This is a genomic window from Rhizobium sp. Leaf341, assembly GCF_001424325.1.
In the GTDB taxonomy this organism is placed as follows: Bacteria; Pseudomonadota; Alphaproteobacteria; order Rhizobiales; family Rhizobiaceae; genus Ferranicluibacter.
In genome coordinates this window covers 324290-350199 of sequence record NZ_LMPE01000011.1, presented here as the reverse complement: position 1 = coordinate 350199, position 25910 = coordinate 324290, and the positions used below count along the sequence as shown (strand labels likewise).

Sequence of the window (25910 nt, the reverse complement as noted above, 5' to 3'; positions counted from 1 at the left end):
ATTTAAGTGATGGTTTACATCATAGGCAGCGCAAGCGAATGCCGACGCATTTTACGGTTCATTCCGGGCCGATGGTCGGGGCGGCGCCCGGGCCTTGGGCGCGCCTCCCTGCTCAGGCCTCTTGCTTACGCCGCCACCGACTTCGCCGCATCGCTTTGCTCACGCCGTGCCGCATAGCGCTGCGCGATGACGGCGCAGGCCATCAGCTGGATCTGGTGGAACAGCATCAGCGGCAGCACGATGGCGCCGACGGATGACGAGGCGTTGCCGAAGATCGCATTCGCCATCGGGACGCCGCTTGCCAGCGACTTCTTCGATCCACAGAAGGTGATGGTGATCTCGTCGTCCTTGGAAAAACCGAGAAGGCGACTGCCGAACATGGTGATGCAAATCACGGTGGCGAGAAGCAGCATGTCAACCACGATGACCGTGGCGATGTCGCCGAGCGAGAACGTGTGCCAAAGCCCTTCCATGACGGCCTCGGAGAAGGCGAGGTAGACCACCATCAGGATCGAGCCGCGGTCGACCGGCATCAGCAGCTTCTTGCGCGAGCGGATCCAGTTGCCGATCCAGGGCTGGAGGATCTGCCCGATGACGAAGGGCAGCATGAGTTGGAGGAGAATGCTCTGCAGCGCGCTCCAGGAAAATCCGCCATTGCCGGTCGTGGAGAGAACAAGGCCCGTCAGAAGCGGTGTCAGGAACATGCCGAAGATGTTGGAGCCCGATGCCGCAACGATGGCGGCGGGCACGTTGCCGCCCGCCATGGACGTGAAGGCGATCGAGGACTGGACGGTCGACGGCAGAACGCAGAGAAAAAGAATGCCGGTATACAGCGGGGCCGCGAGGATCGATGTGGGTATGAAGCCGATGGCGAGACCCAGAAGCGGGAAGATGCCGAAGGTCATCAGGAGGATCGTCAGATGCAGGCGCCAATGCAGCGCGCCGGCAACCACCGTGTCCCGGGACAGGCGTGCGCCATGCAGGAAGAACAGGAGCCCGATCGCGATGTCCGTCGCGACATTGAACGCCTCGGCATAGCGCCCGTGGATCGGCAGAAGCGAGGCGAGAATAACGGTGCAGACCAGGAGCACAGTGAACGTATCGGGGAGATAGCGGCGCATGAATGCAGTTCCTTACGGACAGCGACGCGAGGCCCTGCCTTGGACAAGAACCGCGTCATCGCTTATCATAAAACTGAATGCAAACACTAACAGTCATCGCAAAGCGTGATAGCCATGCTCAACCTCACCCATCTCGCCAGTTTCGTCATGCTGGAACACACCGGCAGTTTCACGGAGGCCGCAACGCGTCTCGGCCTTGGCCAGTCGACCGTGACACAACACATCCAGCGGCTGGAAAAAGCGCTCGGTCGGCAACTGGTGTTTCGCGATACGCATCAGGTGCGGCTGACGGCAGAGGGCGAGGCCTGGCTTGGCCATGCCCGCGGCATGCTCGATCTAAATGGCAAGGTGGTCGCGCTCTTCGGCGAAAACCGACTGCGTGGTCGGCTGCGTCTCGGCGTGTCGGAGGACGTCGTGGCCAGTCGCCTGACAACGATCCTTGCCGACTTCATTCGGCTCTACCCCTTGGTCGACCTCGAAATGACGGTGGCCCTCAGCGCCGTTCTCAACCAGATGCAGGATGCGGGCGATCTCGACCTCGTGCTTGCCAAACGGCATATCGGCGAAACGCACGGGCAATTGCTCTATAGGGAGCCGCTGGTCTGGCTCGCTCTTGATCCCGATCTTCTCATGGCGCGCGGCGAGGCGCTGCCCCTGATCGCCTTCCCTCCCCCCTCGATCACCCGCCGCATCGCGCAGGAGTCGCTCGATGCGGTGCACCGACCGTGGCGGATCGTCTGCACCTGCGGCAGTCTGAGCGGGCTGACGGCGGCGGCGCGGGCCGGCATGGGTTTTCTGGTCCAGCCGCGCAGCATGGCGCCGACGGGTCTGCGCGAAGTCTCCGCCGACCGGTTGCCGCCGCTGGCCGATGTGGAATTCGTGCTCGTGCGCCGACGCGGTGCAGACGCGGCGTTAATGGAGGCCCTGTCGAACCTGATTATCGCCCGGATCGCGCCGCATCACCAATGAAACGGCCGGGCCGTGTCGCGGGTGTTGCCTGAAACGCAAAACGCCCGCGAGGTTCGCGGGCGTGCAGCGGGTCGTCTGTTGACGTCGTCGAAGAGCCGGACGTCGATCTTAGCGGATAGCGGCGCGGGCGACGCTGGTGATCTCGGAGCGGGAGATGCCGAGGTCGTTGAGTTCGCGCGTGGACATGCGGCCGAGTTCGGTTACGGTCTGACGATACTTGCGCCAGTTGTTGAAAGAGCGTGCTACGTTCATGATAATCCCCTTTCCGAGGTCTGCAGCGTCGGCGAAACCCCTGTTTCGTCTCTTCGCTGCGTTGGGACTTTTATACGCGTGCACGGCAGCAGCGACCAGCGCAATTGCCTCAGGTGACATATGCAGACCCCGCATGCCTCAGCCGGTTTTGGCAACCGACGGGGTGCGAACGTAGGACTTCTTTAACAAGTTTATGCCTTGCCAAGCCGATCCGACGGCTCAGATCGCTTCTTTCGCCAAACGGCGTGGCTCGCCCACGCTCGCATACATCCCGGTCGTTCGAAACTCCGTCGGGCTTGCACCAAAGTGCCGGCGGAAGACCTTGGCGAAATAGTTGGGCTCGTCGAAACCCGACATCAGCGAAATTTCCTTGACCGAGAGATTGGCCGCCTGGGTCAGGAGTTTGGCGGCGCGCTGCAGCCGCTTGCGCAGCACGAATTCCGCTGGCGGCATGCCTTCGGTCGCACTGAACACACGGGAAAAATGCGCACGGCTCAGACCCGAAACGCGCGCGAGATCCTCGACGGGCAGCGGCTTTTCCAGATTGTCGGCGATATGGGTCAGCACGTGCTGCATGGTTCGGTATTCCTGCCCGAAGACAGGGTGGGCGCCGAAGACGTCATCGTACAGCGCCATCGCGGCCTCATAGGCAATGGCGGAGGCGCGCCCCGGCATGTCGCCCCCGCCATGGATGAGCCTGTAGCTGCAATCGGCAAGGTGCTCGATCGTATCCGGCTGAAGCGTCAGGACCGGGCCGTTCGCCGAAAGGATGGCCTGGTGAAGACGCATCGCCTCCTCGCCGTTCATGGAAATCCAGAAAAACTCCCATCGCTCGCCGGGCTCCAGCCAGTAGCGGTGATTGTGCGGCACCGTCACCAGAAGAGTTTCGCCCGGCAGCACACGGTAGGTGCGCCCGTCGTAACGCAGGTTGCCGACCCCGGCGATCGTGTGCTGGAGAACCGTGAACGGCGTCTGCCCCCGCTTGCGCCCGTTCCAGTCGTAGTTCGGTTTTTCCCGAATTTCGTAACCGGTGCTCGTCGGCATCGTGTGCAGCCGATGCCGGCCGCGCGGCAGGGAAACCGTCTTCATACAGGGTCCGCTCGCCATCAGTCTCTGCAGCATAGAATTACCCATAAAAGCACAATCCCTCTCTATCTCGCTTCTGCATTATACGCATAATGCGGCTTCAGGGAGCAATACCGGGCGTATGGAAAGCGGTGGGTAGCATTCGAGCGGCGAGCCGGGGAGGCTTTGCGCGTCGATTGCACCGCGCGATTTTACCCGGCTAGACGATAAGCGCTATGCGGAGGACACCAGCGGCCATGAGCAGCTTCAAGATCGCCATCATTGGCGCAGGCAGCGTCGGCTTCACCAAGAAGCTTTTCACGGACATTCTGTCCGTACCGGAATTCGCGGAGATCGAGGTCGCCTTGACCGATCTCAGCGAACAGAACCTTTCGATGATCAAGACGATCCTTGACCGGATCGTCGAGGCCAACGGCCTCGGAACCAAGGTGACGGCGACGACCGATCGGCGGAAGGCCATCGAGGGCGCGCGCTACGTCATCAGCTGCGTCCGCGTCGGTGGGCTGGGTGCCTATGCCGATGATATCCGCATCCCCTTGAAGTACGGCGTCGACCAGTGCGTCGGCGACACGATCTGCGCCGGCGGCATTCTTTACGGCCAACGCAACATTCCGGTCATCCTGGATTTCTGCAAGGACATCCGCGAGCTTGCCGAGCCCGGCGCGAAATTTCTGAACTATGCCAATCCGATGGCCATGAACACCTGGGCGGCGATCGAATATGGCAAGGTCGATACGATCGGCCTCTGCCACGGCGTTCAGCATGGCGGCGAGCAGATCGCCGAGATCCTCGGAGCCAAGGACGGCGAACTCGACTTCGTGTGCTCGGGCATCAACCATCAGACCTGGTTCACGGATGTTCGCCTCAAGGGCCGAAAGATCGGCAAGGACGAACTGGTTGCCGCTTTCGAGGCGCACCCCGTCTTCTCGCAGCAGGAAAAGCTGCGCATCGATGTGCTCAAGCGTTTCGGCGTCTACTCGACCGAGAGCAATGGACACCTCTCGGAGTATCTGCCCTGGTACCGCAAGCGGCCGGAGGAAATTACCCGCTGGATCGACATGTCGGACTGGATCCACGGGGAGACCGGAGGTTATCTCCGCTACTCGACGGAAACGCGCAACTGGTTCGAAACCGAGTTCCCGCAGTTCCTGGAAAGTGCGGGCAAGCCACTGGATCCCGCGAAGCGCTCCAATGAGCATGCCAGCCATATCCTGGAGGCGCTGGAAACAGGGCGCGTCTATCGTGGCCACTTCAACGTGAAGAACAATGGGGTCATCACCAATCTCCCGGCCGACGCCATCATCGAGTCGCCCGGTTTCGTCGATCGCTTCGGCGTCAACATGGTGGCGGGCATCACGCTGCCGGAAGCCTGCGCGGCGACCTGTATCGCCTCCATCAACGTCCAGCGCATGTCCGTGCACGCGGCGATCTCCGGCGACATCGATCTTTTGAAGCTTGCCGTGCTGCATGATCCGCTGGTCGGTGCGATCTGCACCCCGGACGAGGTCTGGCAGATGGTCGACGAGATGGTCGTCGCCCAGGCGGAGTGGCTGCCGCAATATGCTGATGCCATTCCGGCAGCCCGCGAGCGGCTGAAGCACGCCACGGTCAAGACCCGTGACTGGAAGGGCGTCGCGCGCCGCGAGGTTCGCTCCATCGAGGAGCTCAGGGCCGAAAAGGCGGAGCTCAAGGCCGCAGGCTAGGCAGAGAACCCCATATCGCCGGCCGGCCCGCGTCTGGAGGAGAAGCGGACCGGCTCGTTCCGGAGGAAGTGCCGCAGCCGGAGAATCCGGGCCGGCAAAGTTTGAGGGAGAGACACGACCATGACAACGAACCGCCATTTGAGAGCCGTCGCCGGGTTGATGCTCGGCGTATCCGCCTTTGCAATGACCGCCTCGGCCTCCGAGCCGACGGTCGTGCCCGAAGCGCAGCCTTTTCCGGGGCAAGGCAAGATCACCTATGTGCCGCGCGACTCCATTCTCGAGTTCAAGGCGCTTCCGAAATACAGCGAACCGGACTGGGTGACGGAAAAATTCGTGGCGACCGGCAAGCTGCCGCCCGTGGAACAGCGTTTGCCGAAAGAGCCTCTCGTCTACAAGACCGGCAACATGCCGGACGGGGTCGGTGTTTATGGCGACACGCTTCGCCACGTGATCGGCGGCCGGCCGGAAGGCTGGAACTACTCGGCCGGTCAGACCCAGGGTTGGGGCGGCATCGACATCGCCATGTCGGAGTGCCTGACGCGCACGGCACCGCTGTTTCAGGTCGAGGCGACCGATGTCGAGCCGCTTCCGAACCTCGCACGGAGCTGGGAGTGGTCGCAGGATGGTCACAAGCTCACCATGCATCTGGTGGAAGGCGCCAAATGGTCCGACGGTGTCGAGTTCACGTCCGATGACGTCATGTTCTACTGGAACGACAATGTTGTCGATCCCAATGTCACGCCCCTGAATGGCGCTTCGCCCGAAACCTTCGGCGAAGGCACGACGTTGAGGGCGGTCGATGCCTATACGGTCGAATGGACCTTCAAGGACGCGTTCCCGCGTCAGCATCTTTTCGCCATGGCCTATGGCACCTTCTGCCCCGGCCCGGCACATATCCTGAAAACCAAGCATCCGAAGTACAACAAGGATTTTACCTACGAGCAGTATAAGAACGGCTTTCCCGCCGACTACATGAACATTCCGGTGATGGGTGCATGGGTGCCCGTGTCCTATCGGCCGGACGACATGATCGTGCTGCGCCGCAATCCCTACTACTGGAAGGTCGACGAAGCGGGGCACCAGCTGCCCTATGTCAACGAACTGCACTACAAGCTCTCGACCTGGGCCGACCGCGACGTCCAGGCCATTGCCGGCTCCGGCGATTTCTCGAACCTCGAGCAGCCGGAAAATTTCGTCGAGAGCCTGAAGCGCGCCGCGCAGGAAACCGCCCCTGCCCGCCTCGCCTTCGGCGCGCGCCTGATCGGCTACAATCTCCGCATGAACCTCTCCGGCAATGGATGGGGTGACCCGGACGAGCGCGGCAAGGCCGTTCGCGCCTTGAACCGGAATGCCGATTTCCGCAAGGCGATCACCATGGCGGTCGATCGCAAGAAGATCGGCGACTCGCTGGTCAAGGGTCCGTTCACCGCGATCTACCCGGGCGGGCTCTCGTCCGGCACCAGCTTCTACGACCGCCAGTCGACCGTCTATTATCCGTTCGATCTGGAAGGCGCCAAGGCCCTCCTCGAGAAGGTCGGCTTAAAAGACACCGACGGCAACGGGTTCGTCAACTTCCCGGCCGGTACGGACGGAGGGCAGGACGTGCAGATCGTGCTTCTGTCCAACGCCGACTATGGAACGGACAAGAACCTTGCCGAGGGAATCATCGGCCAGATGGAGCAGCTCGGCCTCAAGGTCACGCTCAACTCGCTCGACGGCGTCAAGAAGGACAATGCCCATTACGCCGGCCAGTTCGACTGGACGATCCGCCGCAACGATCCGGAATTGACGACCGTCGTCCAGAACACCACACAGCTCGCCCCGACCGGCCCGCGCACGAGCTGGAACCACCGCGCCGGCACCGACGGCACGGTTGATCTCCTGCCTTACGAGAAAGACATGGTGTCGATCGTCAACAGGTTCATCGCGTCGCAGGACAACGCCGAGCGGACGGATCTGATGAAGCAATATCAGAAGATTGCAACCGAGAACGTCGATACGGTGGGTCTGACCGAATATCCCGGCGCGCTGATCATCAACAAGCGGTTCTCCAACATCCCCCCAGGTGCGCCGATCTTCATGTTCAACTGGGCCGAGGATACGATCCTGCGCGAACGCGTCTTCGTCGCGGCCGACAAGCAGGGCGATTACGAGCTGTTCAAGCAGCAATTGCCCGGCAAGCCCGGGGAAGCCGGCCCGATCAACTGAGCCGGTCCAGCGCCAGGCCGGTCTGTCGCAGGATTGCAGGCCTGCCTTTCGAGATCGCCGCCGCCGGACCCCCGGCGGCAGACAAAACATGATCGCCAGGGCGCATGGCAGCGTCGCGTCCGGCGTCGGTTCTCCTTAAGGATACGACATGCTCAGGTTTTTGCTTGTGCGGATCGCCTCCGCGCTGCCGGTGCTCTTCGTGCTGAGCGTCGTCACCTTTGCCATCATCCAGGCTCCGCCCGGCGATTACAGCGATTACATTCGCTCGCAGGCGATCAACCAGGGAGGCGCCTCGTTCGAGGAAGCCGACGCCCAGGCACAGGCGTACAAGATCGCGAACGGGCTCGATAAACCCTTGCCCCTTCAATATGTGAACTGGATCACAGGCATCGTCACCCGCGGCGATTTCGGCCACAGCCTGTTCTACAACAAGCCGGTGTCCGATGTGGTCGGCGAACGCCTGCCCCGCACGCTGGCGTTGGCACTCGTCTGCCACATCCTCGCTTCCGTGATCGGAATCACCTTTGGCATCCTCGCGGCCACGCGGCAATATACCTGGGTGGATACGCTGCTTTCCGGCATTTCCTTTCTCGGCATGACCGTACCGCGCTTTCTCATGGCGCTGATCATCGTTTACATCATGGTGTTTCACTTCAATGTCAGCGAGATCGGCTCGTTCCAGTCGGCTCGATACGGCGGCGCGCCGTGGTCGTTCGACAAATTCGTCGATCTTCTGAAACACGTCTGGCCGGTCATCGCCATCGCGACGTTCGGCGGCCTCGCCTACAACATGCGCGTCATGCGCGGCAATCTGCTCGATACGCTAAACGCGCAATATGTCGAGACCGCGCGCGCCAAGGGTCTTTCGGAGCGCAAGGTCATCCTGCGGCACGCCGTGCCGAACGCGCTGCATCCGCTGGTCATGTATCAGGGTGTCGTTCTCCCCTATATGCTAACCGGCGAGATCGAGACGGCCATCATCTTCGCGCTGCCGACCGTCGGTCCTGCGATCGTGGGGTCGATGGCGGTGGGCGACGTCTACGTCACCGCGACCTTCATGCTCGTCCTCTCGGCCACGTTGATCGTCGGCAACATCATCGCCGACCTGCTGCTGGCTGCCCTTGATCCGCGCGTTCGCCAGATGGGAGGAGCCACAGCATGAGCTTCGAAACCCAGGCGGCCCTGCCGGTTGCGACCGCCGAGGCCGAGCACCACGCCGTCGAGGCGCGGCCTGCCGACGTGCATCGCAACGAAAGCTACATGTCGCTCGTGTGGCGGCGACTAAAGAAATCCTGGACGGGCATGCTCGGCCTCTACCTCGTCTGCCTTCTGCTGTTTTCCGCTGTTTTCGCGGACTTCCTGGCTCCGGTGGATCCCAAGGCGACCAATATCGGGTTCTCTCCGCCGCAGTTGCCGAGCTTCACCGACAGGGACGGAAATTTCGTCTTCCCGCCGCGTGCCTATCCTGTGCGCGAGACGGATGCGCTCGACCCCGTCACGTTCCAGCCGATCATCGGTCCCGACTACGACAATCCGCAGATCATCGGTCTCTTCGTAAAGGGCGCTCCCTACAAGCTTCTCGGCATCATTCCGCTCGATCGTCATCTCGTGGGGACGCAGGACGGTTCGCCGATTCATTTTCTCGGCACGGACAAGTTCGGCCGGGATGTTCTGTCCCGCATGCTCTACGGCGCGCGGATCTCGCTTTCCATCGCCCTGACGGTCGTCTTCATCGTCACCGTGGTGGGCACGACGGTCGGCATGGTCTCGGGCTATTTCGGGGGTCGGTTCGATGCCTGGACGCAGCGCTTCGTGGAGCTCGTTCTGGCCTTCCCGCAGCTTCCGCTTTACCTCGCGCTCACATCCCTCATCCCGGTCACCGCGCCGACGCATGTGTTCATCGTCTTTGTGGTCGCTGTCATGTCGGCGCTCGGCTGGGCGCAGATGTCGCGCGAGGTGCGCGGTAAGACGCTGGCGCTCGCCCGGATCGATTATGTCCGGGCCGCCATCGCCGTCGGGGCGAGCGATCGACGCATCATCCTCCAGCACATATTCCCGAACGTCATGAGCCACGTCATCGTCGCGGTGACGCTCGCCATCCCGAGCGTGGTTCTGCTCGAATCGTTCCTGGGCTTTCTCGGTTTCGCGGTGAAACCGCCGCTGATCTCCTGGGGGCTGATGCTGCAGGACACCTCGAACTACTCCGTCATCGGATCCTACCCCTGGATCCTGTCGCCCGTCGGCATCGTCCTGATCACCGTCTTCGCCTTCAATGCACTCGGCGACGGCCTGCGCGACGCCATAGATCCCTATTGAGAGGAGCGTGACCATGACGACATCGGATATCACCGTCACGGCGCCTGCCGAGCGTCTGGATCGCGCGGCGCACGCGGACGCGCCGATCATCGACGCCCGCAATGTCGCGGTCGATTTCAAGGTGGAGCACGGCATGGTCAGCGCCGTGAAGGACGTGTCCTTCCAGCTCTACCGCGGCGAGACGATCGCCATCGTCGGGGAGAGCGGGTCCGGCAAGTCCGTCACAGCCCGCACCATCATGGGCTTGCTCTCCAAACGCGCGGTGACGAGCCCGCGCTCGACCATCGCCTACAAGGGCGAGGACGTTCTGAAATTCTCCGACAACCGCCGGCGAAAGTTGCGCGGCGACCGGATCTCGATGATCTTTCAGGAGCCGATGAGTTCGCTCAATCCTGTCTATACGATCGGTGCGCAGATTGCCGAAGCCATCCTCGTGCACCGCCGGATGAGCCGGAAGGCCGCCATGGCGGAAGCACTCGCGCTTTTGCGCCAGGTCCAGATTCCCGAGCCCGAGGCGCGGCTCAACCAGTATCCGCACCAGCTGTCGGGCGGCCAGCGCCAGCGCGTCATGATTGCCATGGCGCTCTCCAACAAGCCTGATGTGCTGATTGCCGACGAACCGACGACGGCACTCGACGTGACGGTGCAGGCGCAGATTCTTAATCTCATCCGCTCGCTTCAGCGCGAGATGAACATGGCGGTGATCCTCATCACCCATGACCTCACCGTCGTCCGGCAGTTCTCCGACTATGTCTACGTCATGAGTTCGGGCGAGGTCCGCGAGCACAACACGACCGAAGCGCTCTTTGCCGGTCCGCGCCACCCCTATACGGCCAAGCTTCTCGGATCCGAGCCGAAAGGCACGGTCGCGCCCATCGCGCAGACGGCGCCCGTCATCCTGGAAGGCCGTAACGTCCGCGTTGCCTTCACCCTGAAATCCGGCGGGTTCTTCAAGCCGCAGTTCAGCGAACTCCTTGCGGTCAACAATCTCAGCCTCTCGCTGAAACGTGGCGAGACCCTTGGCATCGTCGGGGAAAGCGGCTCGGGCAAGACGACCTTCGGCCAGGCGCTCATCCGGCTCCTGAATGCCGAGAGCGGCGAGATCACGTTCGATGGCGAGGCGATCCAGTCCTACGGCCGCAGCGAGATGCGGCCGCTGCGCGCCCGCATGCAGATCGTCTTCCAGGACCCCTTCTCCTCGCTCAACCCGCGCATGTCCGTCGGGCAGATCATCGAGGAGGGCCTCATCGTCAACCGGCTCGGCGCAACGCGCGACGAGCGTCTGGGACGGATCTATGCGGCTCTGGCAAGCGCGGGCATGCCGGGCAACATTCTCGGGCGCTTCCCGCACGAGTTCTCCGGCGGCCAGCGCCAGCGCATTGCCATTGCCCGTGCCATCGCGCTGGAGCCGGAATTCATTCTTCTCGACGAGCCGACCTCGGCCCTCGATCTCTCCGTGCAGGCCCAGATCATCGACTTGCTGCGCAAGCTGCAGGAAGAGCGCGGTCTTTCCTATCTGTTCATCTCGCATGACCTGAAGGTCGTCCGCGCGCTCTGCCACCGTGTGGCGGTGATGCAGCGCGGAAAGATCGTCGAGGAAGGCCCGGTCGCCGACGTCCTGTCCAACCCCAAGACCGAATACACCGAGCGGCTCGTGCGAGCCGCCTTCAATGTTGCAGCCTGAGCAGAAAGAGGCCCCCATGACCAGACAACCCAAGATCACCTTCATCGGCGCGGGATCGACCACGTTCATGAAGAACATCATCGGCGACATCCTGCAGCGTCCGGCCCTGTCAGGGGCGAAGATCGCGCTGATGGATATCAATGCCGAACGCCTTCAGGAAAGCGAGGTCATCGTTCGCAAGCTGGTCTCGTCGCTTGGCGCGAAGGCCACCATCGAGATGCATTCCAGCCAGAAGCGTGCGCTCGACGGCGCCAACTTCGTCGTGGTCGCCTTCCAGATTGGCGGCTTCGAGCCCTGCACGGTGACCGATTTCGAAGTGCCGAAGAAATACGGCCTTCGCCAGACCATCGCCGACACGCTCGGCGTCGGAGGAATCATGCGCGGCCTGCGCACCGTTCCCCACCTCTGGTCGATCTGCGAGGACATGATGCAGGTCTGCCCCGAGGCGATCCTGCTGCAATACGTCAATCCGATGGCCATCAACACCTGGGCGATCGCTGAGAAGTACCCGAAGATCCGGCAGGTCGGCCTCTGCCATTCGGTGCAGGGCACTGCCATGGAACTCGCCGAGGATCTGGACATCCCTTACGAGGAGATCCGCTACAAGTCTGCCGGCATCAATCACATGGCCTTCTACCTCAAGTTCGAGCACCGCCAGCCCGATGGTTCGTACAAGGATCTCTACCCAGACCTCTTGCGCGGCTATCGCGAAGGCCGCGCCCCGAAGCCGACCTGGAATCCGCGCTGCCCGAACAAGGTTCGCTACGAGATGCTGACGCGACTGGGCTATTTCGTCACGGAAAGCTCGGAGCACTTCGCCGAATATACACCGTACTTCATCAAGGAGGGCCGCGAGGACCTGATCGAGAAGTTCGGCATCCCGCTCGACGAATATCCCAAGCGGTGCGTCGAACAGATCGAGCGCTGGAAGGGGCAGGCAGCCGCCTATATGTCGGCGGACAAGATCGAGGTGAAAAAGTCCAAGGAATACGCGTCCTCGATCGTCAACTCCGTCTGGACCGGTGAACCGTCGGTGATCTACGGCAACCAGCGCAACAATGGCTGCATCACCTCGCTGCCGGACAATTGTGCGGCCGAGGTGCCCTGCCTCGTGGACGAAAACGGCATCCAGCCGACGTTCGTCGGCGCCCTGCCGCCGCAGTTGACCGCGCTGATGCGCACCAACATCAATGTCCAGGAATTGACCGTTCAGGCGCTGATGACGGAGAACCGCGAGCACCTCTATCACGCAGCCATGATGGATCCGCATACGGCCGCGGAACTCGACCTTGACCAGATCTGGTCTCTGGTGGACGATCTGCTGATTGCCCATGACGATTGGATTCCGCAGTGGGCCCGCATCGAAAAGAAGGTCCGCGCCGCCTGACGTCGCGGAGCGCGCGACCTCCCCTCCCGGGTCGAGACGGCGATCGCCGTCGCCGCGCCGACGGACCGGATGGCGCCACGCCATCCGGTCCGTCGCTCGAGTGACCCCTTCGACAACGCGACCGGTCCTCCAAAGCAAGACGCGCCGGAACCCGCAAGGGCCCGGCGCGTCTTCGTTCGAACCTTGTGGAGCCTAAAGCGCGTTACTGGAAAAACGATTCACGCAACGCCCTTCAAGGTCTTGTTTTGACGCATGTCGTTTCCCGAAACCGCTGTGCACTTTCGGGCGACATGCCTTAGCGGATACGCTTGCCGTTTTCTGCAAAAAGCAGGGCCCGCGTCGGGTCGAAGCCCGCCTTCAGCACGTGGCCGGTGGAGAGGCTGCGACCGTTGCGCGTGGTCACGACGATGGTTTCGCCCGACGTCGAACGACCATAGGCGAAGGTCTCGCCGCCCAGATGCTCGAACATGTCGATGGTGATCGACAGGCTGTCCTCCCCCGCATCGGTGAAGTGTTCCGGCCGGATACCCAGACGGATCGGCGTGCCAGCAGGCGGCACCTGCCCCTGCAGCGGCACGGCTATTTCCTTGTCGGCGAAGCCATCGAGCGAAACGAGAGCGGCGGCTCCGCTGGCCCCGAGGACCCGGCCGGCAAAGACGTTCATGCGCGGCGAGCCGATGAAGCCGGCGACGAAGAGATTGGCGGGGTCATCGTAGAGATCGAGCGGCGCGCCGACCTGCTCCACGATGCCCGCCCGGAGGACGACGATCTTGTCGGCCAGCGTCATGGCTTCCACCTGATCGTGCGTCACATAGATGATGGTCGCGTTCAGTTCCTTGTGCAGGCGGGCGATTTCCACCCGCATGTGCACCCGAAGCTCCGCATCGAGGTTCGACAGGGGTTCGTCGAAGAGGAAGACATCCGGTTCGCGCACGATGGCGCGGCCGATGGCGACGCGCTGGCGTTGCCCGCCGGAGAGTGCCTTGGGCTTGCGGTCCATCAGCGGCCCGAGCTCGAGGATCTTCGCCGCCGCATCCACGCGGCGCGCGATCTCGGCCTTGTCCTGACCGGCGAAGCGCAGCGCAAATCCCATGTTCTCGCGCACCGTCATATGCGGATAGAGCGCATAGGACTGGAACACCATGGCGATCCCGCGCTTGGAGGGATCGACATCGTTCATCACCTGCTCGCCGATTTCCAGCATGCCCGACGAAATGTCCTCCAGCCCGGCAATCATGCGCAGCAGGGTGGATTTGCCGCATCCGGACGGGCCGACAAAGACGACGAACTCCCCGGACTTGATGTCGAGATCGACGCCCTTGATGACGTCGAGCACGCCGAAGGTCTTGCGGATATCCTTGAGAATGACGTCGGCCATACCAGCTCCTATGCGCTGACGGTAAAGGTGACGGACTGGGCTGCGAACAGGCCGCATTCCGCCGTCAGCGTGATGGTGCCGGCGACATCGCCAGCCTCGAGCCAGAAGCCCGTCACCCCACCCTTGAAGCTCTGCAGAGACGGTCCGATGATGCGGCCGGGGCCATCCACGGCAAAGCGGATCGGCTCTTCGAAGAAGGGCAGGATGTTGCCGCCTTGATCGAGCACGCGGACGATGACGCGAACGGCATCCTTTTCTCCGGCGCGCAGTTGCGTGTCGTCCGGTGCGATCTCCAGCGTCGTGGGAAGCGGATCGGCCGGCAGCACGACCGTCTTGACGGCCTTGCCGTTGACATAGCCGGTGATGACACCGTCGCGCCAGATGCGGCCCCAGGTGCCGAATTCGGAGGGCGTGACATTGCGCATGTCGAGAATGACGGGCGGGTGCGCAAGGTGCGGATAGGTTTCGCGATCCGGCTCGACGCGTTTCGGTGCGAAGTCGCCGAACGTGATCTCCAGATAGTCGCAGTTGGTGAGAATGATCAGCGGGAGAACACCGCCGATGTTGCGCTCTCCGCGCGCCCAGTACGTCACCGGCTGCAAGACCACGCCGCCGGTCGGGTCGCCCTGCGATGCATAGGCATAGGCTGCAAGTTTCGGTTCGCGGAACGTGTCGAGCACGCCGTGGTAGCAGACGCGGTCGCCGGATCCGAAGTCCTTGTGGGTGTTGTAGTCGAACATGCACCAGCCGGTGGAGCCCGAAATATCGTCGCGACCGGCGACCGCATCGAGGATCAGCAGGTGACGCGTGACGTGCTCGGCCTGGCGCTGCTCCTGGTCGAAGCGCTTGGTCGGGTACATGTGGCCGTTATACTCGGTGATCATGTAGGGGATCGGCCTTGTGATGCCCGTCGTCTCGATCCGATCGCGCAGGACAACGCGGCCGCGGTTGTTGCCGGGCATCTCTTCCTGGCCGAGAATGAAGTCGTTCATCGTGTAGACGTCTTCGAGCAACTCGGAATTGGTGATGAAGCGGACGCCGCCCGTCTGGCGCGTCGTGTCGAGTTCACGCGCGAGGCGGTTGGTCTCGGCATAGAAATCGTGATCGTCCTGGCTCTCGTTGATGCGCACGCCCCAGATGATGATCGACGGATGGTTCCAGTCGCGTTCGATCATGCGGCGGACGTTCTCCACGGACTCCTTCTTCCAGGCCTCCCCGCCGATGTGCTGCCAGCCCGGAATTTCCTCGAACACGAGAAGGCCGATGTCGTCGCAACGGTCGATGAAGCTTTTGGCCTGCGGGTAATGCGAGGTCCGCACGATATTGCAGCGCAGGTCGAACTTGAGGATATCCGCATCCTTCTCCTGCGCGCGCCGCCCCATGGCGTATCCGGAATAGGGCCAGGCCTGGTGGCGGTTGAGCCCCCGCAGCTTGAGCGGCTTGCCGTTCAAAAGGAAGCCTGCCGGCGTGAATTCCGCCGTGCGAAAACCGAAACGGCCGGACAGCGCGTCGGTGCCGGAGGCCGTCTCGAGTTCTGCCGTCAGCGTGTAGAGCACGGGATTGTCGATGTCCCAGAGGGACAGACCCGACAGGCCGTCGATCGCAATCGTCGTGCTGTCGCCGTCGACGTCGGCCGTTCCCCTGCCGACGACCGCACCGGCCTTGTCGGCGATGGAAACGCGGATCGTGCCGGCGGTCGGCTTCTCCTGCGGGTTTGCAAGATCGACCCGAACCGTGACCCTGCTGGCCGACAGCGCCTCAGGCGTCTCGATCTTCATGTTGCGGATGGAGACGGCGCTTGCGACCTTCAGCCAGACATCGCGGTAGATACCGGCGTAGCAGAGATAGTCGATCATGCCGCCGAAGGGCGGTATGTCAGGGTTTTCCGATCCGTCGATCTTGACCGTCACGAGGTTGTCGCCCGGCTTGAGCCCTGCGGTCAGTCGGGCCTCGAACGGCGTGTAGCCATCGCGGTGGAAGGCGATCTTCTCGCCGTTGAGAAAGACCTCGCTGTCGGCCATGGCGCCGTCGAAAACGAGCGAGACTTCCCGGCCCTCGAAGCCCGGCTCCCACGCGATGACCTTCTGATAGGTGAACGCCTTCTGATAGGACGTCTCGTCGAAGTAGTTGTAGGGCAGCTCTACGGCGGTGTGCGGCAGGCGGATGCGTTCGCCGACAAGGATCTGGCCTGCCTTGGCCGGGTCGAAACCTTCGGTGAACATCCAGTCGCCGTTGAAGCTTTCATATCTGCGCATTATCGACATCCTATTTCACAGAACCGAGCATGCCCGCCACGAACTGGCGCTGCATGACGAAGAAGACGAGAAGGGTCGGCAGGGTGGCAAGGATCGTGCCGATCATGACCACGCCGAAATCGGGGTAGTAGGCCGACGCCAGAGACGAGACCACGAGGGTGATCGTCTTCGTATCGTTCGATTGCAGAACGATGAGCGGCCAGAGGTAGTTGTTCCAGTTCATCATGAAGACGATGACGAACGCGGCGGCATAGGTGGATCGCATCACGGGAACGTAGATGTAGAGGAAGATCTGCCACTCCTTGAGCCCGTCCACCTTTGCCGCGTCCCGAAGCTCGGTCGGAAACGCCTTCGTGGCCTGGCGAAAGTAGAAGATGATGAAAGCGGACGAGATCGTCGGCAGGAGAATGGCCAGGTGCGTGTTGATCAGCCCGGCCTTCCCCATCATCATGAACAGCGGGATCATCAGGGCTGCGAACGGGACCATCAGGGTCAGGAGCACGAGCGAATAGATCCTGTCGCGCATCTTCGACCGGAACATCTCGAAACCGTAACCCGCCAGAGAGGATACGGCGATCGTCAGCAGCGTTGCGAGGATCGCCACCTTGGCCGAGTTCCAGAACACCAGCGGCACGTCGACCTGGGCGAAGAAATTCGTGACATTGTTCGAGAAGGCGCTTCCGAAGGTGGCCTTGCCCTTGATGATGTCGATCGACGTGTTTGTCGAGGAAATCACCATCCAGATGAAGGGAAAGACGGAGACGAAAGCCGCCACGGACAGGGTGACATAGGTGGCGGCCCGCGGCAGGAAACGGCTCGACCGGGACATGGCGGGGGCAGCGTGGTCGGCTGATACGGCGGTCATGAACGCTCCCGTGCGACGTAGAACTGCAGGAAGGACAGCACCGCCACCATGACGACGATCACATAGGAGATCGTGGCGGCGTAGCCGAAGCTCGGCATGTAGCGGAAGGTGAGATTGTAGATGTAGAGCGACAGCGTGATCGTCGCGTCGGCCGGTCCGCCCTTGCCTTCGGTCAGGTTGTAGACTTCATCGAACAGCTGGATCGTGCCGATCGTCGAGATGATCGTGGTGAACAGGATGACCGGCTTCAGCATGGGTATGGTGAGGTGCACGAAACGCGCCCAGGCCGGAACGCCATCAATGCGGGCGGCCTCGTAGATCGACCGATCGATGTTCTGCAGTGCTGCGAGATAGAAGATCATGTTGTAGCCGGTCCACCGCCAGGTGATGGCGAGAATGACGAGGACCTTCGCCCAGAACGGCTCGGTCAGCCAGCCGATCGGCGAGCCGATGAGGCCGACGGCCAACAGGGCCTGATTGATGACGCCGTCGATCGAGAACATGCTCTTGAACAGGATCGAGTAGGCAACGAGCGAGGCAACGCAGGGCAGAAAGATGGCGGTCCGAAACACGCCTGCGAATTTCAGGCGGTCCGTGTTCAGAAGGGATGCCAGCATGAGCGCGAGCACGATCATGATCGGCACCTGCACCACGAAGAAGATCGTCGTGTTTGTCAGCGCCTTGAGGAAGACCGGATCGTTGCTGAGCCGCGCGACGTTGCCGAAGCCCGCGAACTTCATCATCATGCCCTTGCCGGAAAAGAACGACAGGTAGAGCGAGCGGAAGATCGGATAGATGAGGAACAGGCCGATGAGGCCGATGGCCGGTGCGATGAAGAGCCAGCCGTTGACGTCGTAATAGCGCTTCAGCCCGCCTGATCGCGCGCCACTTGTTTTCGCGTGAGCCATGGTTTCGACCGGAACCTGTTGAGATGATGATGACGCACGGGACCGCTTACGCTGTCACGCGTGTCGGCCCTCGCCGCCCGGGCTTCGTGCCACGGCGGAAAAGGGTGCCGCGCCCGGAGGGAGGCGCGACACCGCAGCGCGGTTGGGAGGAACCGCTTACTGGATCTGCCCTTCGGCCTGCGACTGGATTTCCTTCAGCACCGTCGGAATGTCTGCGCCCTGCGCGAGCGACGGCAGGTGCGCCGTCACGGCGGTGTCGACCTCGTTGGTGAAGATGCCGTAGTTGACCGCAGGGACCTTGGACAGCCAATCCGAAAAGTTCTGCCAGACCTTCTCGCCGCCAAAGAAGGGATCCGCGAGCATGTAGGCATCGCCTGTGCGCGCCGCCATCAGTGATCCAACGGCGCCGCGCGTCGTCAGGATATCCTGGTAGAACGACACGTCCTTGGCATAGACCTCGTTGAGAAAGTCGATCGCTTCCTTCTTTTCGGCCGAGCTCTCGATCACGTACCAGCTGGAACCGCCGAGGTTGGAGGCGTGCGTCGCGCCTTCGATGCCGAGGCTCGGCAGCGGTGCCACGCCCCACTTGCCGGACTGATCGGCCTGCGCCTTGACCGTGCCGGTAATCCAGACGCCGGTCGTCACGGTGGCGACATCGCCGGACGTGAAGGTGCCGACCCAGTCGGTCCAGCCCGCGGCGGGCTTGTAGATATTGGCCTTCAGGATCTTCTGCTGCGTCTCGAGCGCCGCCTTCAACGCGGTGTTGTTCTCAATGCTCAGATTGCCTTCCGCGTCGAAGTACCACTGGCCGGCGGACTGCATGAGAATGCGGGTGAACCCGGCATCGGTGATGTCGAGACCGAGCATTTTCTTGCCCGTCTTCTCCTCGACGACCTTGCCGATCTCGATGAGACGATCCCAGGTGATATCCTGCATATCCGACGGCTTGAAGCCGGCCTGCTCCAGATAGTCCTTGCGGTAATAGAGGCCGGTGACGCCGCTGTCGAACGGCATCCCGTAGACCTTGTCCTCGACCGTCATCAGCTTGACCTTGTAGGGCGCAAAGCCGGCGTAATCGACCGTATCGGACATCGGCGCGAAGGCACCGGGGAAGGACTGCAGATATTTCTGCGCGCCATAGTCTTCGATCAGGACGATATCGGGAAGCGCGTCCGTCGTGCCGGACGTCAGCGCCGTCTGCAGCTTCTGCTCGACGTCGGCCTTCGCGAAATCCACGATATTGAAGGTGGTCTCCGGATGCTTCGCGGTGTAGCGCGCGCCGGCCTCCTTCATGATCGCTACATTGAAATTGGGATCCCAGCACCACACGGTGATTTCGCCGGCGAAGGCTGCTGTGGTGGCAAAAAGGCTCGAGCCCGCCAGAGCGACGGCGGCGAAGGTCTTGGAAATACGCTGGAAATGCATGGTCTTCCTCCCTGAAGTCCCCGTTATTGAGACAGCTCCACCTGTCTTGGGAGGGAGTATTTCCTAAACTTTGTCCCAGGGCAACCGAAATTTAGTAAATATTTATCGCGGTGCAAAACGTCCTGCTGCACCTGCGATCACGAAGCCTCTGGCGTGCGGCAGCTTCCACGCCAGACGGTCTCGGTCGGGATCGTCACCATTTTCGCATAGGCTCGGCCACCCAGCCGCTCGACCAGCAGGTTCACCGCGGTCTCGCCAATGTGCTCGCCGTGGATCTTCACCGTCGACAGCGGCGGTGTCAGGAACTGGGCGACGGGGATGTCGTTGAAGGACACGATCGCCACATCATCGGGAATCGACAGATCGGCCTCGCGCGCTGCGCGATAGGTGCCGATCGCCATGTTGTCGTTGGCGGTCACGATGATGTCGGGGAGCGGCCGGCGCGACAGGAGCTGGCGGGCAAGCTCGTAACCGGTTTCCAGCCGCAGGTTCTGCCCGGAATCGCAGCTTTCCCCCAGCACCAGCAGATCCGCATCGAACGTGCCCCTCCCCTTCTGCCAGTCGATATAGGCCTTGCAGCGCCGTTCTCCGAACCGCTGCGTTTCTCCGTTCAGATGCTCGTAGCTTCCGATGAACGCAATGCGCTCGTAATGGAGATTGTCGAGCGTATCGAGAATCTTGTGGGTGGCCGCGACGAGATCGCTATGGACGCAATCGAAGCGGTCGGACGGCGGCACGAAGTCGGCAAACACAATGTGGCGGCAGTGTTCATCCAGCCACGCGATCTCGTTGTCCGAGTGCTTGCCGATGACGATGACGCCGGCGACATCCGCCAGCAGGGCCGGATCCGGCATGCTGTCGGAATGGAAAACCTTGACGATATCCGTTTTCAGCTCGCGACAACGGTTCTCGATGCCGAGGCGCACGCCGACATAATAGGGATCGGCCACCTCGTCCGACGGCTCCAGGAAATGCACGATGGCGAGCCGCGGAAGAAGCGTCGGCTCCGTGCTTCCCTGCGGGCCGGAACCGTTGGGAACCGCATCCTGCTGCAACGCCTCGTTCTGGCGGGCGCGATTGCGGGGCGTTGCGTAATTCAGCGCTTCCGCCGTCTCGATGACGGCCTGGCGCTTGGCAGCGGAGATGGAAAGGGCGGGATCGTAGTTCAGGACCCGCGAAACGGTCGCCGAGGACACGCCGACGGCTTTCGCAATTTCCTTGATCGTGACCATGAGATGCTGACGCTCGATACGGAGAGGAGGGTGCAGAAAAAACGCAACCTGCCCGATTGCCGACGGGCTGTCAGTAAATATTTACTATACAACCCGGCGGCGATGACATTTTTTCGTTGGTTCCAGCACGATCAGCCAAGCCCGACGATTTCCAGCTCCTGGCCCGCAACCGAGACGACATCCCCCAGTGGCTTGCCCATTAGAGCGACCGCGACAGGCGAGACGTGGGAGATCGTTCCGGCCTTTGGGTCCGCCTCGTCTTCCCCGACGATCCGGTAGGTTTGAACGCGGCCGTCATCGCGGACAAACGTAACCGTGCTGCCGAACGCAACGATGTCTGCAGAAGCAGGTTCGGGCATGATCTGTGCCGATCGAATTCGCGCCGACAGGTATCGGAGGTCGCGCAGCGGCGCGGCCGCCTGGCGACGCTTTTCATTGACGTCCTCGATCAGGTTTGCCGCCGCGTAGTCTGTTCGCGCCGCTTCCAGGTCCGCCTCCAGCGCCGCAAACCCTGCCTGTGTGACGAGATTGGGATGCGGGGAGATCGGCCGGTCGGGGATCAGCGTTTCCGACGCCGTCTCGAAGCTTTCTTCCTTGGTAAAGGCGACACTCATGGCTTCTCTTTCCGACGCGACCGCCTTCAGGCGACGGCGCGCGCCTGTTCGGCCTGCGCTTCGAGAACGGCGATATCGGCGAGAGCAAGGGCGGCTTCGCGCGTGCGCGCCGCAGCGATGAAGCGGCCCTTGTGGCAGAAGCTCGCACCTGCGACCCCGCTGGCCGCTTCGAGCTCGGCATTGACCAGGCCTCCCCATGCCGCCGGAAGGTCGGCGCGAAGGTCGAACCCCTCGTCCGCCCGACGGATCCCGGTCACGCACCAGTCCTTGTCGCGGGGATGGACGACGAAAAGCAGATGATCGGCCCCGGCCTTCACCACCGCCGATCGGAATGGCATCCCGAACGGAAGCTCCAGAATGCGCCCCTGACCCGCCGATGCGATCGCATCCAGCACCAGAGCTTCGGCCCGAAGCTTGGCTGCGGCCTTCCCGATACCCGCCTCGACGAAATGACGGGCGATGGCGAGGGCGCGATGGAAGCTCTGCGTTTCCGCCTCCGGATCCGCGTCGTCGAAGACCGGTTTCAGCGTTTCGAGCAGTGCCGGAAGTGTCAGTCCGGCGAGAATACCCGCCGTCGAAGGGCTGAGCGCACCGTTGTCGACCAGATCGACCGGCAGAACGAAACTGCTGTCGAACGACGTATGAACGACCTCGATGTGCTGGTCGGGAAGACCGGTGGCACGAAGATAATCCCGCCCAAAATGGCGCCAGATCAGACCGAAGGAACTGTAGGGCTGGCCATCGTCGCGCAGCGGCGCCCCACGCTGGTGATGGTCGAAGATGCGTGTTTCCGCGTCATACGCGCCGCCCACGTCGTAGACGATGCGATCGGCACCCGCTGCGATCCAGTCCGGCGCACGGCTGCGCACGATCTTCGCGTCGGGATACAGTCGCGTCAGGATAACGCTCGACAGAAGCTCGTCGGCATGGAAGCCACCGGAGTGCGTCACGAGAAAAGTGGGGTTCATTCCGGATGCCTTGCTTTTCGGGAGAAGTGCGCCTGTGCGCCGGTCATGAGATAGCCCCTCCGCCGCCTGACCTCAACACGTTTCGGATGATGTGTCCTCACGCGACGGTACTCTCGCCGATGCCTGGAGGCGTCGCATCTGTGACGGCCGCCGGTTTCGGCTTCCCGTAAAGGCCGAGATGCGCATCCCCCCATTGTTTCAGCGCGAGCATCACCGGCTCCATCGAGCGGCCGAGCGGCGACAGACTGTACTCCACCTTTGGCGGAACCTGAGCGTAGACCTTGCGCGAGATCAGACCGTCCTCCTCCAGTTCCCGCAGCTGATGGGTCAACATCCGCTGCGTCACGGCGGGGATCGCGCGGCGGATCTCGTTGAAACGCAGCGTGCCGGACAGAAGGTGAAAAAGGATCACCGACTTCCACTTGCCATCGATCAGCCCGATCGCTGCCTCGACCGAACAACCAGGACTGCAGTCGAACCGAGAGTGCCGAGCTTTTGCCATTACGGTATCCTTTTCGACACTATGGGCTACGATTGTGCGTATGCCAATTTCGGGAATGTATGCCCATATGCAGTCGGACGCAACCAGGCGAGCTGGTCGCGAGACAAAGAGGATTTCCAACATGAAAGCAGTTGCCTATACCGAGGCCGGCGCGATCGAGCGCGACGACGCGCTCGTCGATCTCGATCTTCAGAGGCCCGCGCCCGGCCCGCGCGATCTCCTGGTCGCCGTCGACGCGATCTCGGTCAATCCGGTGGATACGAAAATCCGCAGGTCCGTGGCGCCCGAGGCCGGTTCCCCCAAGGTCCTCGGCTGGGATGCCGTAGGCCGCGTGGCCGAGGTCGGCTCTGCCGTCACCGCGTTCAGGCCGGGCGATGCGGTCTACTATGCAGGCTCCCTGCTGCGGCCGGGCGCAAACAGCGAGTATCATCTCGTGGACGAACGTCTGGTCGGCCGGAAACCGATCTCGATGTCCAACGCAGAGGCGGCGGCCCTGCCCCTGACAGCCATCACGGCCTGGGAGATGCTGTTCGATCGCCTTGATGTCCGCAAGCCTGTGCCCGGCGCTGCGCCGGCAATTCTCATCATCGGCGGGGCCGGCGGCGTCGGATCGATTGCCATTCAGCTTGTCCGTGCCCTCACCGATCTCACGGTCATCGCCACGGCCTCCCGCGCGGAGACACGAGCCTGGGTCAGCGAACTCGGCGCGCACCATGTTGTGGATCATTCCCGACCGCTGGCGGATCAGATATCCGCATTGGGGCTCGGCGCGCCAGCTTTCGTCTTTTCGACGACTGAAACGCACCGCCACCTCGGCGAGATCGTCGAGCTGATCGCGCCGCAGGGCCGTTTCGGCCTGATTGATGACCCAGATCGTCTCGATGTCGTCAGCTTCAAACGCAAGGCGGTTTCGATCCACTGGGAGCTGATGTTCACGCGCTCGATCTTCGAGACGGCCGACATGGATCAACAGGGCAAGCTTTTGAACGAGGTCGCCGCGCTGATCGATGCCGGCAAACTGCGGACGACGGTCACCGACGTGCTCCGTCCCATCAATGCCGGCAATCTCAGAAAAGCCCATGCCGTCATTGAAAGCGGCAGGGCGCGCGGGAAGATCGTGCTCGAAGGTTTCTGACCCCGACCGCCGCAGCTGGTCGCGGAGGTCGGCCGGCTGTGCGGAGCACATGGGGTCTCTCTCCAAGGCCCAGAACGCGTTTCGCCGGCGGACGCGGGAGCGTCAACCGGCGAAACGTTTGTTGGTCTGCACCGCCATCCGGGCTGTCCCGGATGGCGCTGTCAGTTCTAGATCGACTGGTAAGCGCGAACGATCGCGTTTGTCTGGTCGGTGTTCATCGCCTGGATCTGCGCGGTCGTGAAAGCGACCTGCTGGGCGGTGGTCAGGTTGGTGATATCCGACGTCGAGAGCCCTGCGATTGCCTTGGCGCTGATGGCAGCGATGTCGGCGGTCGAGAAGGTCAGGAGGTCCTGCGAGGACAGTGCGGCAATGGCTGCCGAACCGAGAGCTGCGACCTGGGTCGCCGTGAGAGCGCCGATCTGGTCCGACGACATCGCATCCAGCTGTGTGGTCGAGAGGGCGGCAACGGCTGCTGTGCTCAGGGCCGCGACCTGGTCGGTCGAGAGCGAGATGAGGTTATCGGAAGACAGCGCCCCGACCTGCGCCGAGGTGAGCGCACCGATCTGGGCCGTCGACAGGCCGTCGATCTGTGCGGTCGAAAGCACCTTGATCTGGGCCGTCGAGAGCGACGCGGCCTGGCCGGTCGTCAGGCTGCCGAGCTGGGTGGACGTCAGGGCTGCGAAGTTCGCCGTCGACAGACCCGCAAGGGAGCTGCCGCGCAGAGCCGTGATCTCCGTCGAGCTGATCGTCACCATGTCTCCCGTCTCGAGCCCGGCAATGCCGCTGCTGGAGAGTGCCGCCAGCTGAGCCGTGCTGAAGGCGTCGATCTGCGTCGAGGACAGGGCGCCGACCTGTGCGGAGGAGAGCGCAGCGATCGCCGCCGTGCTCAGCGCCGCCACCTGGTCGGTGGAGAACGAAGCGATGCCGTCCGTCGTCAGGGCTCCGATCTGGGCCGAGGTGAGTGCCCCGACCTGTGCCGTCGTCAGGCCGTCGATCTGCGCGGTCGAGAGCGCCTTGATCTGGGCCGTGCCGAGCGATCCGGTCTGCGTGGCCGTCAGTCCGCCAAGCTGGGTGGACGTCAGTGCCGCGAAGTTGGCCGTGGCGATGCTGGCGAGGGTCTTGGCGCTGAGGGCCGAGATCTCGGTCGAGGAGATCGTCGCCATGTCTTCGGTGGAAAGGCCGGCGACGGCGCCAGTGGACAGGGCCGCCAGCTGCTTGGTGCTGAAGGCATCGAGCTGTGTCGACGACAGGGCGCCGAGCTGGGCAGACGACAGGGCCGCGACAGCAGCGGCGCTGAGGGCTGCGACCTGATCGGTGCTGAAGGAAGCCAGGCCATCCGTGGTCAGCGCACCGATCTGGGCGGAGCTGAGAGCCCCGACCTGGGCGGTGGTCAGGCCGTCGATCTGCGCGGTGGTCAGCGCCTTGACCTGGGCCGTGCCGAGCGATCCGGTCTGTGCGGTCGTCAAGCCACCGAGCTGGGTGGACGTGAGGGCGGCAAAGGTTGCGGTGGAGNAGGCCGGCCAGCGTCTTGGCGTTGATGGCGGAGATCTCGGCGGACGAGATGGTGGCGACGTCGTCGGTGTCGAGGCCGGCGACGGCGGCCGAGGACAGGGCAGCCAGCTGGGTTGTGGTGAAGGCGTTGAGCTGGGTGGTGCTGAGGGCACTGACCTGGGCAGACGACAGGGCCGCGACGCCGGCCGCGCTGAGAGCGGCCACCTGATCGGTGGAGAAGGAGGCGATGCCGTCGGTGGTCAGGGCGCCGATCTGTGCGGAGGTGAGCACGGCGACCTGCGCGGTGGACAGGCCGTCGATCTGGGCGGTGGACAGGACCTTGATCTGGCTGGAGGTCAGGGCGCCGGTCTGCGCGGTGGTCAGGGCACCGAGCTGGGTGGAGGTCAGCAC

22 protein-coding genes are annotated in these 25910 nt (G+C 62.7%); 8 read left to right on the top strand and 14 right to left on the bottom strand.

From position 1 onward, the window contains the following. Positions 1-125 precede the first annotated feature (125 nt). Entirely contained in the window at positions 126-1121 is a 996-nt protein-coding gene (locus ASG03_RS12725) for a bile acid:sodium symporter family protein (protein ID WP_062472864.1), read from the bottom strand. Positions 1122-1235: 114 nt separating this feature from the next. Between ASG03_RS12725 and ASG03_RS12720 the strand changes: the two genes are divergently transcribed. Next, a complete protein-coding gene (locus ASG03_RS12720) occupies positions 1236-2090 on the top strand; it encodes a LysR substrate-binding domain-containing protein (RefSeq protein WP_062693813.1) in 855 nt (284 codons plus the stop codon). A 108-nt stretch (positions 2091-2198) separates the two neighbouring features. Here ASG03_RS12720 and ASG03_RS21040 read toward each other — a convergent pair whose 3' ends face one another. Further along, positions 2199-2342, bottom strand: coding sequence for a DUF1127 domain-containing protein (locus tag ASG03_RS21040; RefSeq protein ID WP_082475727.1), 144 nt, complete (start codon positions 2340-2342; stop codon positions 2199-2201). Between the two features lie 219 nt (positions 2343-2561). Beyond that, positions 2562-3476 carry a helix-turn-helix transcriptional regulator gene (locus tag ASG03_RS12715; protein ID WP_062478986.1) on the bottom strand — a complete coding sequence of 305 codons (915 nt, stop codon included), beginning with the start codon at positions 3474-3476 and terminating at the stop codon, positions 2562-2564. A gap of 188 nt (positions 3477-3664) precedes the next feature. On the opposite strand from ASG03_RS12715, the gene ASG03_RS12710 reads away from it, so the two are divergent. The 6 genes from ASG03_RS12710 to ASG03_RS12685 all read left to right on the top strand — a co-directional run bounded on the left by ASG03_RS12710 (position 3665) and on the right by ASG03_RS12685 (position 12726). Next, entirely contained in the window at positions 3665-5131 is a 1467-nt protein-coding gene (locus tag ASG03_RS12710; RefSeq protein WP_062693812.1) for an alpha-glucosidase/alpha-galactosidase, read from the top strand. Positions 5132-5251: 120 nt separating this feature from the next. Further along, complete coding sequence (locus tag ASG03_RS12705) at positions 5252-7339, top strand: ABC transporter substrate-binding protein (protein ID WP_062478981.1); 2088 nt, start codon at positions 5252-5254, stop codon at positions 7337-7339. Between the two features lie 148 nt (positions 7340-7487). After that, positions 7488-8501 (top strand): ABC transporter permease, encoded by a 1014-nt coding sequence (locus tag ASG03_RS12700; protein ID WP_062478978.1) that lies wholly within the window; start codon positions 7488-7490, stop codon positions 8499-8501. Then, positions 8498-9655 (top strand): ABC transporter permease, encoded by a 1158-nt coding sequence (locus tag ASG03_RS12695; RefSeq protein ID WP_062693811.1) that lies wholly within the window; start codon positions 8498-8500, stop codon positions 9653-9655. Before ASG03_RS12700 ends, ASG03_RS12695 begins: the two co-directional genes overlap by 4 nt. A gap of 13 nt (positions 9656-9668) precedes the next feature. Then, positions 9669-11339: an ABC transporter ATP-binding protein gene (locus ASG03_RS12690; RefSeq protein WP_062693810.1), complete on the top strand. Its 1671-nt coding sequence runs from the start codon at positions 9669-9671 to the stop codon at positions 11337-11339. A 16-nt stretch (positions 11340-11355) separates the two neighbouring features. Then, complete coding sequence (locus ASG03_RS12685; protein WP_062693809.1) at positions 11356-12726, top strand: alpha-glucosidase/alpha-galactosidase; 1371 nt, start codon at positions 11356-11358, stop codon at positions 12724-12726. Between the two features lie 295 nt (positions 12727-13021). Here the strand turns inward: ASG03_RS12685 and ASG03_RS12680 are convergent, their stop codons facing one another. The 9 genes from ASG03_RS12680 to ASG03_RS12640 form a co-directional block, all read right to left on the bottom strand. Then, positions 13022-14104, bottom strand: coding sequence for an ABC transporter ATP-binding protein (locus tag ASG03_RS12680; protein WP_062693808.1), 1083 nt, complete (start codon positions 14102-14104; stop codon positions 13022-13024). A gap of 8 nt (positions 14105-14112) precedes the next feature. Further along, the gene (locus ASG03_RS12675) at positions 14113-16359 is read right to left on the bottom strand and encodes a glycoside hydrolase family 2 protein (RefSeq protein WP_062693875.1); all 2247 of its coding nucleotides are present in this window, start codon (positions 16357-16359) and stop codon (positions 14113-14115) included. A 10-nt stretch (positions 16360-16369) separates the two neighbouring features. Next, a complete protein-coding gene (locus ASG03_RS12670) occupies positions 16370-17188 on the bottom strand; it encodes a carbohydrate ABC transporter permease (protein ID WP_062479258.1) in 819 nt (272 codons plus the stop codon). Between the two features lie 32 nt (positions 17189-17220). Continuing rightward, a complete protein-coding gene (locus ASG03_RS12665; protein ID WP_062478962.1) occupies positions 17221-18132 on the bottom strand; it encodes a carbohydrate ABC transporter permease in 912 nt (303 codons plus the stop codon). A gap of 156 nt (positions 18133-18288) precedes the next feature. Then, the gene (locus ASG03_RS12660; RefSeq protein ID WP_062693807.1) at positions 18289-19557 is read right to left on the bottom strand and encodes an ABC transporter substrate-binding protein; all 1269 of its coding nucleotides are present in this window, start codon (positions 19555-19557) and stop codon (positions 18289-18291) included. Positions 19558-19694: 137 nt separating this feature from the next. Then, positions 19695-20789 (bottom strand): LacI family DNA-binding transcriptional regulator, encoded by a 1095-nt coding sequence (locus tag ASG03_RS12655; protein ID WP_062693806.1) that lies wholly within the window; start codon positions 20787-20789, stop codon positions 19695-19697. Between the two features lie 131 nt (positions 20790-20920). After that, positions 20921-21403, bottom strand: coding sequence for a transcription elongation factor GreA (gene greA / locus ASG03_RS12650; protein WP_062693805.1), 483 nt, complete (start codon positions 21401-21403; stop codon positions 20921-20923). 26 nt (positions 21404-21429) lie between these two features. Next, positions 21430-22371 (bottom strand): MYG1 family protein, encoded by a 942-nt coding sequence (locus ASG03_RS12645; RefSeq protein ID WP_062693804.1) that lies wholly within the window; start codon positions 22369-22371, stop codon positions 21430-21432. A gap of 97 nt (positions 22372-22468) precedes the next feature. Continuing rightward, positions 22469-22873 carry a winged helix-turn-helix transcriptional regulator gene (locus tag ASG03_RS12640; protein ID WP_062693803.1) on the bottom strand — a complete coding sequence of 135 codons (405 nt, stop codon included), beginning with the start codon at positions 22871-22873 and terminating at the stop codon, positions 22469-22471. A 121-nt stretch (positions 22874-22994) separates the two neighbouring features. Between ASG03_RS12640 and ASG03_RS12635 the strand changes: the two genes are divergently transcribed. Further along, the gene (locus tag ASG03_RS12635) at positions 22995-24008 is read left to right on the top strand and encodes a zinc-binding alcohol dehydrogenase family protein (protein ID WP_062693802.1); all 1014 of its coding nucleotides are present in this window, start codon (positions 22995-22997) and stop codon (positions 24006-24008) included. A gap of 167 nt (positions 24009-24175) precedes the next feature. On the opposite strand, the gene ASG03_RS22250 is transcribed toward ASG03_RS12635, so the two are convergent. Then, positions 24176-25474 carry a hypothetical protein gene (locus ASG03_RS22250; RefSeq protein ID WP_062693801.1) on the bottom strand — a complete coding sequence of 433 codons (1299 nt, stop codon included), beginning with the start codon at positions 25472-25474 and terminating at the stop codon, positions 24176-24178. A 47-nt stretch (positions 25475-25521) separates the two neighbouring features. Continuing rightward, positions 25522-25910, bottom strand: a 389-nt coding sequence (locus ASG03_RS22245) for a hypothetical protein (RefSeq protein ID WP_443216609.1), incomplete at its 3' end; no start/stop codon positions are given.